The organism is Streptomyces sp. NPDC025721 (assembly GCF_055558595.1).
This window is the reverse complement of record NZ_JBVHMF010000003.1, coordinates 226,191-238,326: the sequence shown is the minus strand read 5'-3', so window position 1 is coordinate 238,326 and position 12,136 is coordinate 226,191. Positions and strand designations below refer to the sequence as shown.

Below are 12,136 nucleotides of genomic sequence, written 5' to 3'. Positions count from 1 at the left end.
AGCGATACCCGACCATCCCGATACCCGGCCTTCCGGCCCGCCTGACCTTCGGGATACCTGACCAGAGCCTCCGCGCAGAGGCGTACCGCCCGCGCGGGCACATCACCTCGACCCACGGAAAGGAGCGCGCACGAGGTCCCGTGGAGCCGGATCCGGGATCCGCGACGCCGTGAACGTCGCGGCCCGGAAGCGCACACGGACTGCCCGGCACCGCGCCGGTACACGCCGGACGCGGTTGGCCGAGGCATGCCCCCACCACGATTCATCGACTGCGTGCCTGTGCGTCGACATACGCACGCAGTGAGGGAGAACCATGAGAGCAAAGGCGCTCACACTCGCGATCGTACCTGTCGTCCTCGGCTGCCTGCCCGCCACAACGGTCGTGGCACACGCCGCGACGGCGACGTACTACGTCTCGCCGAGCGGCAGCGACAGCAACACCGGACTGTCACCCGCCCAGGCGTGGAAGACCGTCGCGAAGGTCAACGGCTCCACCTTCCCCCAGGGAAGCTCCGTCTCCTTCGAAGGCGGGCAGACCTTCACCGGCTGCCTGGTCTTCAACTCCGTCAATGTGCCGTCGTCGTCCGCGTCCACGCCGTTCGTGGTGAACTCCTACGGCACCGGACAGGCCACCCTCTCCTCGAACTGCACCGGCGACTACTCGGCGGCCGTGACGGCCGACAACGTCAGCGGCTTCCAGTTGACCGGACTGAAAGTGGTCAACGGCTCCACGACCGCGGCCGGCGTCCTGCTGGAGAACCAGAACGGCACGGCCGCCACCCAGGGGCTGGCGGTGTCCGGCTCCGACATCTCCGGATTCTCCACACCCGCCGGAAGCAGCAGCTCGTTCGGCGGGGAGATCATGATCCTCGGCTACGCGGTCAACGGGCACAGCGGGCCCCTGAACGACGTCCAGATCCGTCACAACAAGCTGCACGGCGCGAGCGTGACCTCACCGGACGGCCCCGGCATCTACGGCTGGGGCTCCGGGGAGAACATCACCGACGTCACGGTCGAGGGCAACACGGTCTACAACCTCGGCATGCCCGCGAAGGATACGGGTGCGGGCATCACCGGCAACGGCTGGGACGGCGCGGTGATCCAGCACAACGTGATCCACGACGTGGGCGCGAACGTGACCTCCTGCGGCGGCGCGAGCGGCATCGAGACGTACACCTCGAACAACGTCACCATCAGGTACAACGAGGTCTACAACGTGCAGCCGTACCCGGCGTTCACGGCCGGGTGCGACTGGGACGGCATCGACCTCGACGGCGGCACGACGAACTCGGTGGTCGAGTACAACTACACCCACCACAACGCCGGCAGCGGCCTGCTCGCCTACACCTCGACCGTCGACTCCAAGGTGTGGGGTCCCAACACCTACCGCTACAACATCTCCGAGAACGACGACTGGGCCAAGATCCAGGGCGGCCTGATGACCGTCGTGCCCAACGCGCCGAAGAACGCACTGTCGGTCTACGGGAACACCTTCTTCACCAACGTCGCCCAGAGCACCAAGTCCACGGCCAGCGCCTGCTTCAACTTCGGCTACAGCGCGGGCACCTGGGCCGGCGGCTCACTGATCGCGGACAACATCTGCGACATGGGCAACAGGGACCAGTACGGTCACCCCGGCCAGTTCTACTACAACGCCTACGGCCAGACCGGCATGACCCTGTCGCACAACCTGTACTACGCGGCTAGCTCCCCGGCCTGGCGCTGGGGCGGCACCACCTACAGCACCTTCGCCGCGTGGCAGGCCGCGGGAGTGGAGACCGGACCGGTCTTCGGCGACCCGCTGTTCACCTCGCCCGGCACCGGCGGCACCTGCGCCTGGACGCCGTCCTCCGGCGCGGGACCGCAGCCGTGCCCGCAGGCGTACACGCTCGCCTCCGGTTCCCCGGCCGCGGGTTCGGGAGTCGCCGTCTCCGGCAACGGGGGCGTGGACTACTACCAGAGCGCGATCCCCGGCACCCCCAACATCGGCGCCGACGCCGGTTAGCACCCTGCCCCCGCACCTGCCGGGGCGGCCCGTCGCACGCGATGAGCGGCGGGCCGCCCCGGCGCGGCGAAGTGACCATCGCACGGCCCGAACTGACGCCACCTCAACCAGCAGATTCCTAAGGAGCGCTGAAACGGCATGACCGCACCGCGCACTCTCCTCACCACCGAACCCGCCCGCGACAGCCGGGACTTCCGCACCGAGTGGCTCAGCGCCGACCTGGTGATCGTCGGCGGCGGAATGGCCGGTACGTGTGCGGCCGTGACCGCCGCGCGGGCCGGGGCGCGGGTCGTCCTGGTCCAGGACCGGCCCGTGCTGGGCGGCAACGCCTCCAGCGAGATACGGCTCTGGGTGCTGGGCGCCACCGCGCACATGTTCAACAACAACCGCTGGTCGCGCGAGGGCGGCGTGCTCGACGAGATCCTCGTGGAGAACATGTTCCGCAACCCCGAGGGCAACGCCGTGCTGTTCGACACCGTGCTGCTGGAGAAGGCGGTCGCCGAGCCGGGCATCACCCTCCTGCTGAACACGGCGGCGACGGCGGTGTCCAAGGACGGCGACCGGATCGCCTCGGTGAGCGCCTTCTGCGCCCAGAACTCCACGCGCTACGAGCTGACGGCCCCGGTGTTCTGCGACGCGTCGGGTGACGGCGTCCTCGGCTACCTGGCCGGCGCCGCCTACCGGATGGGTGCGGAGTCCACCGAGGAATTCGGCGAACTCTTCGCGCCCGAGGAGTCGTACGGCGGCCTGCTCGGCCAGTCGATCTACTTCTACAGCAAGGACGTCGGACGGCCGGTGACCTTCGTGCCGCCCGGCTACGCGCTCGACGACATCACCGAGATCCCCCGCTGGCGCAGCTTCGACACCACGGTCCAGGGCTGCCGGCTGTGGTGGATCGAGTACGGCGGCCGTCTCGACACCGTGCACGACACGGAGGAAATCAAGTGGGAGCTCTGGAAGGTGGTCTACGGCGTCTGGAACCACCTGAAGAACTCCGGTGACTTCCCCGAGGCGAAGAACCTGACGCTGGAGTGGGCCGGGCTGATTCCCGGCAAGCGGGAGAGCCGCCGGTTCGAGGGCCTGTACATGCTCCGCCAGCAGGACATCGTCGACCAGCGCCCCCACGCCGACGCCGTCGCCTCCGGCGGATGGTCCCTCGACCTGCACCCGGCCGACGGCGTGTTCAGCGAGCACGCCGGGAGCAACCACCTGCACGCGCGCGGGGTCTACCAGGTGCCCTACCGCTGCCTGGTCAGCCGTGACGTGAGCAATCTGCTGCTGGCGGGCCGGATCATCAGCGTCTCGCACGTCGCATTCGCCTCGACCAGGGTGATGGCCACCTGCGCCCAGATCGGACAGGCCGCCGGGATGGCCGCCGCCGTGTGCGCGCGTGACGGCGTACTCCCGGCGGAGCTGACGAAACCCGACCGGATGCCCGCCCTTCAGCGTGAACTCCTGCGTGCCGGGCAGCACATCCCCGACCTGCGGCTCGACGATCCGGACGACCTCGCCGGGCAGGCCGCGCTCACCGCGTCGAGCGAGCTGACCGTGGGGTCGCTCCCCGGCGACGGTCCCGCGGCGCCGCTCGACCACTCGCGCGCCCAACTGCTGCCGCTGGACGCGGGAAAGCTGCCGAGGATGACGCTGACCGTCGACGTGGCCGCGCCCACCACCTTGCGGGTGGAGCTCCGTACCGGCAACCGGCCGGAGGACTACACCCCCGATGTGGTGCTGGCCGCGCGGGAGTTCAGTCTCGACGCCGGCGCCGGGCAGCGGATCGAGGTCGACGTCGAAGCGGCGGTCGACCGGCCGCGGTACGTCTTCCTGACGCTGATCCGCAACGACGACGTGTCGGTGCGGACCACCACCCGGCGCGTCACCGGCCTGCTCTCGGTCCGGCACACAGGCACCCAGGAGGCGGACGATGCCGTCGGCAAGCCGCGCGTGGAGTTCTGGACCCCCGAACGGCGCCCCGGCGGACACAACTTCGCCCTGACGATCGACCCTCCGCTCAGGGCGTGGAGCGTGGAGGGCGTCCGCAACGGCCACGACCGGCCCACGGCGCGGCCCAACGCGTGGGCCGCCGCGTACGAGGACCGCCGTCCCACCGTCCGCCTGCGCTGGCCGGAACCCCGACGCATCGGCCGGCTCCACCTGACCTTCGACACCGACGCCGACCACGCCATGGAGTCCGTCCTGTGGGACCACCAGGAGCGCGCGGTGCCGTTCTGCGTACGCGATTACGTCGTCCGCGCCGGGGACCGCGTGGTCGCAGAACGCGCCGACAACCACCAGACCCACAACGTCCTCACCTTCGACACCCCCCTCGAAACGGACGAGCTGTCCGTCGAGGTGGTGTCCACGCACGGCGCCGCCCCCGCCGCGCTCTTCGCCGTCCGCTGCTACGCGGCACCGTCGTGACGCCACCGCGGGGAGGACGACGTCCTACCGCGCGCGGTGCCGCAGGACGCGGAGTTGGGACATCAGCAGGCGGATCAGCGGCGTGCGGTTGCGGTGGCTGTTCTCGTAGCGCAGCACCGTTTCCAGTTCTTCGCGCTGGAGTGAGGGGACGATCCCCTCGATCGTGAGCTTGGGCAGATGTTTGTAGTCCGCGATCGGCAGTGCGCCGGTGGGCGGCGAGCCGGTCTCGTCATCGAATATGTCCAACGAAGTCACCTCTTGGGTCACGTATGCGCGTGCCCGGAGGAGGACCGGGGAAACGGGTGTTCGAGTGGGGATCGTCACACGGGTGTCTCCTCGGCGTGCGCGGGACCTCGCCCGCCCGCCGTCCGGGGCCGCGCGGCCCCGGACGGCGGAGGCGCCGTCGCTCCCGGTCAGCGTGCGAGGGCGGCCAGCCGGTCCCGTACTCCGGACATGTCCCAGCCCTGGGAGCGGTGGGAGATGAAGCGGTCGGGCCGGAGCAGGCACAGGCCGGGGCCGGTGGCCGCGAACGCCTGGTGGCAGGCGCCGTGCCGGTCGCCGAGCAGCGACCGGTCGGGGTCGCCCTTCCCGCGGGTCCGGCTCACCGCGACGACGGTGCCGAAGTCCCCGAGCGCCTCGCGGCCCGCCCGCGTCACCTCCGCGATCCGCCGCTCGTCGTCCTCGTACCCGAGGAACACCAGCAGGGCGTGTTCGCTGCCGCGCAGCCGGTGCCGCAGCGTGGTGAAGCCCGTGCCGTCGTGGACGAACGCGTCGGGGGAGAGGTCGCCGGGGCCGGGGCCGCCCGCGCCGGACCTGCGGGCGCGGTCGACCTGCGGGCTGTGCTCGTAGTCGACGAAGAGCTCGGTGACGCCGAGGGCCAGCCGATGCCGTACGGGAGGGGTCCTGCTGATCAGCCGCAGTGCCTGCGCTCGCAGCGTACGGGCGACCGGGGCGTGCGTCGTGGCCACCTTCGTGGCGCGGGTCGTGGCGTGCAGCACCCGGTCCGCCACCGGACGGCGCTCCTGCTCATAGGAGTCCAGCAGCCCCGCGCCCGCCCGCCCCTGCACGACCAGCGCGAGCTTCCAGGCCAGATTGTGCGCGTCCTGGAGGCCGACGTTCATGCCCTGTCCGCCGACCGGGCTGTGGGTGTGCGCCGCGTCCCCCGCCAGCAGGATCCGCCCCTGCCGGTAGTGCTCGGCCAGCGACTCGCGCACCTCGAAACCGCTCAGCCAGTCCACACGGGAGATCGCGCTGCCGCCGTCGGCGCCGCAGAGCGGGGTGCGCTCGGCGAGCAGCCGGTTGAGCATGTCCTCGTCCGGTTCCGGCGCGTCGGAGCCGGACGGGACATCGGCGATGACACGCCAGTGGCCGGGCTTGGGGAGCGGAAGCAGGACGAGGATGCCGTGGCCGCCCAGCCAGGGATGCAGCCGGTCCTGGGGAAGGTCCCAGTCGGCCGCGACATCGGCGAGCAGGAAGGCGCGGTGCAGATCACGGTGGTCGCCGGCGATCCCGGCCGTCCGCCGTACGGTGCTGTGCGCCCCGTCGCAGGCGATCAGCCAGTCGGCGCGAACCGTGCGCTCCGCGCCGTCGGGCATCCGCAGGGTCGCGGTGACGCCGTCCGCGTCCTGACGGCACGTGGTCAGTTCGGTGCCGCGCTCGGCGACCGCGCCCTGCCGCCGCGCGGCCGTCTCCAGTAAATCCGCCACCTCCGGCTGCGGGAGGGAGAGCGCGAAGGGGAACGGCGAGCGGATGCCGTCCAGTTCGAGCGGGATGACGTCGTCCGGGCCGGGATGGACGTCGATACGGCGCAGGATCCGGCCGCGGTCGACCGCCTCCTCGGCGATCCCGAGGTCGTCGAGCACCTCCAGGGTGCGGGCTCCCACCACCAACGCCCTGCTCTGCGTGTTCTCCTCGGTGGACCGCTCGATCAGCCGGACCCCCACACCGCGCCGGACCAGCTCCTCGGCGACCAACAGCCCGGTGGGCCCCGCACCGACCACCAGAACCTGGCAACTCGCGCCGCCGTCAACGGTGTTCGCTTCCATCGATCCTCCGCGAGACCTCATGCGTGTCCTGCCGACACGGCCTGGCCCTCGCCTACCCCGTCCCGCCCTCCGCCCGCGCGGCAAATTCGGCCGGGGCCCGACGCGCCACCGCCGCCGGTCGGGCAGCCGGTCGAGCGGTCCTCGCGGATTGCCGGTTTCGGCCACCCCTGCCTCGCCATTTTCCGTTCATAGGGGTGGCGCTCGCCGGATTAGGGGTTACTGGCGAGTGCGGAGCCGAACTAGTTTCGAAACCGCATGCATGGCACTCCTTGGGCACGTTGGGCGGATTTGTACGAATTGGAGATGTGTGTGAACCGCGAGGCATGGTTCAGCCGCTATCACCCAGCTCCGCCCGGAAGTGAACCCCGCAGACTCGTCTGTTTTCCGCACGCCGGAGGCTCGGCAAGTTTTTACCTCCCCGTTTCCAGCGCGCTGCAACCGGATGTCGAAGTCATCGGGGTGCAGTATCCGGGACGGCAGGAACGCAGGACCGAGCAACCGGTCCAGGACCTGCACGACCTGGCCGACCTGGCCGCCGAGGCGCTGGCCCCCATGGTCGACCGGAGGACCGCGTTCTTCGGCCACAGTATGGGCGCGGTCGTCGCCTACGAAGTGGCCCTGCGGCTGAAACGGAACCATGGGGTGGAGCCGACCCGGCTCTTCGTCTCCGGACGCCGCGCGCCCTCCGCCCACCGTCCGCTGCCCGATCCGGTCCACCGGAGGGACGACGCCGGCATCGTCGCCGAACTGCGCCGACTTGCCGGTACCCACGCCGATCTGCTCGCCGACGACGAGATCGTGCGCATGATCATGCCCGCGGTCCGCGGTGACTACCGGGCCATCGAGACCTACGCGCCGCGCCCGGCGCCGCCGCTGGAATGCCCGGTCACCGCGTTCGTCGGCGACCGCGACCCGCAGGTGGAGATCGCGGAAGCGGAGGCGTGGGCGGGGCACACCGCGGGCCCGTTCGACATCGAGGTCTTCCCCGGCGGCCACTTCTACCTGGTGGCCGAGGGGCCGGCGGTGATCGCCGGGTTACGCGACCGGCTCGGCGTGCCGGTGTGACCGATCCGGCGGTGACCGGGTTGGCGGTGACCGGGTTGGCGGTGACCGGGCCGGCCGTGGCCGGCCCGGATGCGGCCGAGTCGGAGATGGCCGACTTCTTCCGCTTCCTTAACGCGCCGGGGTTGCCCGATCTTCGGAAAGCCGCGATAGAGTCGAATCGGCTTTCGGATACGGTGGGAGTTGGCTGTTTGGGATAGATGAGGATCATCTGTGCCAGGGGGTTCATACCCGCAGGCGCTTTGTTGCGTTCCCGGTGTCTTTTGGGTAATGCGAATTGAACGGTTTGAACGGGGGCTGTTCACTGTCGTGGAATTTATTCAGCGTGAAGCGCAGTTAGAGTTTTTGAGCAATTCCTTGCGGGATGTCATGTCCGGCAGCGGGAGAACGGTTCTGGTCGAGGGCGCGATCGCCTGCGGCAAGAGCCAGACCCTGGAATGGGTCATCGACGAGGCGACCAGGTCCGGGGTCACCCTGCTGTGCGCGGCGGGGTCGCCCGCCGAGGCCGGCACCCCCCTGGGCGCCGTCTCCCAACTGATGGACGGCGTGCCGCCGTCGACCGCGCCACCGGTACCGCCCGACGGGGCCACCGACCAGGGAACCGGCCGGTTCGCCCGCCAACTCGCCGCGGCCGTGAAGGACATGGCCGAGCAGGCACCGGTGGTCATCGCCGTCGACGACCTCCAGCACGTCGACGCCGAGTCGCTGCGGTGTCTGCTCCAGCTCGCCCGGCTGACCCGGCGCGGACGTGTCCTGATGGTGCTCACCCAGCCGCTGCACGGCGGACCGCGGGACCCGCAGTTCGCCGTCGAGCTGCTGCGTCAGCCAGAGGTGCACCGGCTGCGGCTGCTGCCCCTGGACCAGGACGGCGTGGCCCAGATCCTGGCCGCGTATACCGACCTGCCCGCCGGAGCGGTCAACGCCGCGGAGCTGTACCGGCTGACCGGCGGCAATCCGCTGCTGCTGCGCGCGTGTCTCGAGGACTGCCACCGCGCGGTGGCCCACTGGCCGCCGGGCATCGCCCCGCCGCTCGCCGGGGAACTGTTCGGACAGGCGCTGCTGACCTGCCTGCGCCGCGGAGGCGAGGACACCTGGGAGGTGGCCGCCGCCGTCGCGGTGCTCGGCGAGGCGGCCGACACCGAGTCCGTCGGGCGCGTCTCCGAGGCCACCTCCTGGAGCGTCGACGAGGCGTTGCAGGCACTGGAGTCCGCGGGCATCGTGGACGGCCCGCGCTTCCGCGACCCGGTGGCGCGGGCCGTGGTCCGCGACAGCCTGGACGCGGCCGAGAGCGGCCGGTTGCACCGCGAGGTCGCCGGTCTGCTCAGGGACCAGGGCGCCCGCCCCTCGGCGGTGGCCGCGCACCTGCTCGCGGGGGGCGAGGTGCCCGGCTCCTGGGGAGCGGCCGTACTGCGGGAGGCCGCGGAGGCCGCGCTGCACGAGGACGACGCCCCGCTCGCCATCGACTACCTGGAGCTGGCCTGCGCGGGGTGCGACGACGAGCGGGTGCGTACGGACATCAGGCTGCGGCTGGCCGCCGTGCTGTGGCGGATCAACCCCGCCGCGGCCGAGGCCAGGCACCTGCCGGAACTGGTCGCCTCCGCGGCCACCACCCGGCTGCCCGCCCACACCGCCGCCGGTCTCGCCGACCTGCTGATCAGCCACGGCCGCTTCGAGGAGGCCCGCGCCATCCTCGGCGGCCTCAAGGCGAGGGCGTCATCCGGCCAGTGGGGCGCGGCGCAGGCGGCGCTCGGTCAACTGACGCCCCTGGCCGGGCAGTGGTGCGGCGAGGGCGGCGACCCCGGGTTGCAGGACCACCCGATATCCGCGGACGCGGTGGCGCATCCGTCCCCCGACGGGTCGCTGCGCTGCCCGGTCCTGTCGCCCGACACCGGCGTGGAGACCTCGGCCGAACGCTTTCTGCGGGTGTCCCCGCTGATGGACGTGACGCTGACGCCGATCGTCAACGCCGTGGTGTCGCTGTACTTCGGCGACCGACTGGAAGCCGCCGACGACGCCTGCCGCAGATTCCAGGAGGAGGCCGACCGGCGGCGGGCGCCGGGCTGGCGGGCGGTGTTCGCCGGCCTGCGGGCCGACATCGCGCTGCGCGGAGGACGGCTGGAGGCCGCCGCGCAGTACGCGCAGGAGTCGCTGAACAGCGTCTCCGCCCACAACGGGAGCTTCTTCGTCGGCGGTCCGCTGGCCGTACTGATCCTCACGCACACGGCCGCGGGCGACTACACGGCCGCGGCCCGGCGGCTCAACCAGCCGATTCCCGACGCCCTGCTCAAGAGCGTCTACGGTCTCGGATACCTGCGGGCACGCGGCCACTTCTACCTGGCCACCGGCCAACCCGAGGCCGCGCTCACCGACTTCAAGACCGCGGGCCGCTTCGCCGTCCGCTGGGGCGTCGACCGACCGGTGCTGCTGCCCTGGCGCACCGACGCCGCGCAGGCGCTGTGCCGTCTCGAACAGCCCGACCGCGCCGAGCGGTTGATCGTGGACCAGCTGCGGATGCCGGACGCGGTGCACCCGCGGGTGCGCGGCGTCACGCTGCGGCTGCGCGCGCAGAGCGTCGACCTCAAGCTCCGGCCGTCGCTGCTGGCCCGGGCGGTCGAGGACCTGCACCGGTCGGGCGACCGGCTTGAACTGGCCCGCACCGTGGGCGTGCTGGGCGAGACGTACCGCGAACTGGGAGAGACCACACGGTCGATCGCCGTCACCCGCCGGGCCCTGCACCTGGCCCGCGAGTGCGGCGCGGAACCGCTGTGCGCGGAGTCCGGGCAGCGGCTGCGGGAGGGCGAGCGGGAACGGGCCCAGGATCTCGCCCCGGCCGCCGCCGCGCTCGCCGAACCGGTCGCCGCCGACGCGCTGGGCGCGGAGGCCGAGGCGAAGCTCAGCGATTCCGAGAAGCGGGTCGCGGCCCTGGCGGCTTGCGGATACACCAACCGGGAGATCTCGGCGAAGCTGTTCGTGACGATCAGCACCGTCGAGCAGCACCTGACCCGGGTCTACCGCAAGCTCAACATCACCAGGCGCCACCAACTCCCGCTGGAAGTGCACATGCCGACCAACGAGATCGCCTGACCGCCGGGTCACAACGGGAGGACCGCTCATGCAGCAGATCATCGACGCCGTGCGCGCGGGTGCCGGAGCCGAGGACTTCCTCGCGCTCCCGGTGCCGGAGAGCTACCGCGGCGCGGCCGTGCTCCGCGAGGAGACCGACATGTTCGAGGGGCTGGAAACCCGCGAGAAGGACCCCGCCAAGTCCCTGCACACCATCGACGTCGCCACCCCGGAACCCGGCCCCGGTGAGGTACTGATCGCCGTGATGGCCAGCGCGATCAACTACAACACGGTCTGGAGCGCGATCTTCGAACCGCTGCCCACGTTCACCTTCCTCGACCGGTACGCGCGCAGCAGCCCCGAGGCGGCGCGCCACGCGCAGCCGTACCACGTCCTCGGCTCCGACGTCGCCGGGGTGGTCCTGCGCACGGGGCCCGGTGTGCGCAACTGGAAGCCGGGTGACCGGGTGGTCGCGCACTGCCTGAGCGTGGAGCTGGAGTCCGCCGACGGGCACGACGACACGATGCTCGACCCCGAGCAGCGGATCTGGGGCTTCGAGACGAACTTCGGCGGCCTCGCGGAGCTGACGCTCGTCAAGTCCAACCAGTTGATGCCCAAACCCGCGCACCTGACGTGGGAGGAGGCCGCGTCGTCCGGGCTGGTCAACTCCACGGCCTACCGCCAGCTCGTCTCGCGCAACGGCGCCTCGCTCAAGCAGGGCGACGTGGTCCTGATCTGGGGCGCGGGCGGCGGCCTCGGCTCGTACGCCACCCAACTGGCCCTGAACGGCGGGGCGGTGCCGGTGTGCGTGGTCTCCGACCCGCGCAAGGCCGAGCTGGTGCGGGCCATGGGCGCGGAGCTGGTCATCGACCGGGCCGCGGAGGGCTACCGGTTCTGGAAGGACCCGCAGACGCCCGACCCGCGCGAGTGGAAGCGGTTCGGCGGCCGGATACGGGAGTTGACCGGCGGCGAGGACCCGGACATCGTGCTGGAGCACCCCGGCCGGGAGACCTTCGGCGCCAGTGTCTTCGTCACCCGCCGCGGCGGCACCGTCGTCACGTGCGCGTCCACCTCCGGATTCCGGCACGAGTACGACAACCGGTACCTGTGGATGTCGCTGAAGCGGATCGTCGGCTCGCACTTCGCCAACTACCGCGAGGCGTGGGAGGCCAACCGCCTCATCACCAAGGCGATGGTGCACCCGACGCTGTCCACGGTCTACCCGCTGGAGGCCACCGGGGAGGCGACCCGCGCCGTCCACCGCAACGAGCACAGCGGGAAGGTGGGCGTGCTGTGCCTGGCGCCCCAGGAGGGGCTCGGCGTGACCGACCCCGAGACGCGTGAGCGGCACCTGCCGGAGATCAACCGGTTTCGTACCCCGGTGGGCTGACAACGGCGGCGGGGGGGGGGGGGGGGGGGGGGGGGGGGGGGGGGGGGGGGGGGGGGGGGGGGGGGGGGGGGGGGGGGGGGGGGGTGCGGGGGGTGGGGGGGGGGGGGGGGGGGGGTGATCTGGCACCAATACGTGCAAGTAAACAGGGGC

Annotated in this window: 7 protein-coding genes; 5 read left to right on the top strand and 2 right to left on the bottom strand. The window is 71.5% G+C overall.

Going from position 1 to position 12,136, the window contains the following annotated elements; translation table 11 throughout:
• Positions 1-313 precede the first annotated feature (313 nt).
• Both ACZ4EF_RS07225 and ACZ4EF_RS07220 read left to right on the top strand, forming a co-directional pair.
• Positions 314-2,005: a right-handed parallel beta-helix repeat-containing protein gene (locus ACZ4EF_RS07225; RefSeq protein WP_467503215.1), complete on the top strand. Its 1,692-nt coding sequence runs from the start codon at positions 314-316 to the stop codon at positions 2,003-2,005.
• A 138-nt stretch (positions 2,006-2,143) separates the two neighbouring features.
• The gene (locus ACZ4EF_RS07220; RefSeq protein ID WP_467503213.1) at positions 2,144-4,426 is read left to right on the top strand and encodes an FAD-dependent oxidoreductase; all 2,283 of its coding nucleotides are present in this window, start codon (positions 2,144-2,146) and stop codon (positions 4,424-4,426) included.
• A gap of 24 nt (positions 4,427-4,450) precedes the next feature.
• On the opposite strand, the gene ACZ4EF_RS07215 is transcribed toward ACZ4EF_RS07220, so the two are convergent.
• Together ACZ4EF_RS07215 and ACZ4EF_RS07210 are read right to left on the bottom strand one after the other, a co-directional pair.
• A complete protein-coding gene (locus ACZ4EF_RS07215; RefSeq protein WP_355332750.1) occupies positions 4,451-4,672 on the bottom strand; it encodes a DUF8129 domain-containing protein in 222 nt (73 codons plus the stop codon).
• A 167-nt stretch (positions 4,673-4,839) separates the two neighbouring features.
• The gene (locus ACZ4EF_RS07210; RefSeq protein WP_401306940.1) at positions 4,840-6,471 is read right to left on the bottom strand and encodes an FAD-dependent monooxygenase; all 1,632 of its coding nucleotides are present in this window, start codon (positions 6,469-6,471) and stop codon (positions 4,840-4,842) included.
• Between the two features lie 255 nt (positions 6,472-6,726).
• Between ACZ4EF_RS07210 and ACZ4EF_RS07205 the strand changes: the two genes are divergently transcribed.
• The 3 genes from ACZ4EF_RS07205 (at position 6,727) to ccrA (ending at position 11,986) form a co-directional block, all read left to right on the top strand.
• Positions 6,727-7,536, top strand: a complete 810-nt coding sequence (locus tag ACZ4EF_RS07205) for a thioesterase II family protein (protein ID WP_467503211.1) — start codon at positions 6,727-6,729, stop codon at positions 7,534-7,536.
• A 267-nt stretch (positions 7,537-7,803) separates the two neighbouring features.
• Entirely contained in the window at positions 7,804-10,617 is a 2,814-nt protein-coding gene (locus ACZ4EF_RS07200) for a helix-turn-helix transcriptional regulator (RefSeq protein ID WP_401721336.1), read from the top strand.
• Between the two features lie 28 nt (positions 10,618-10,645).
• A complete protein-coding gene (gene ccrA, locus ACZ4EF_RS07195) occupies positions 10,646-11,986 on the top strand; it encodes a crotonyl-CoA carboxylase/reductase (RefSeq protein ID WP_355332739.1) in 1,341 nt (446 codons plus the stop codon).
• Positions 11,987-12,136: the final 150 nt, after the last annotated feature.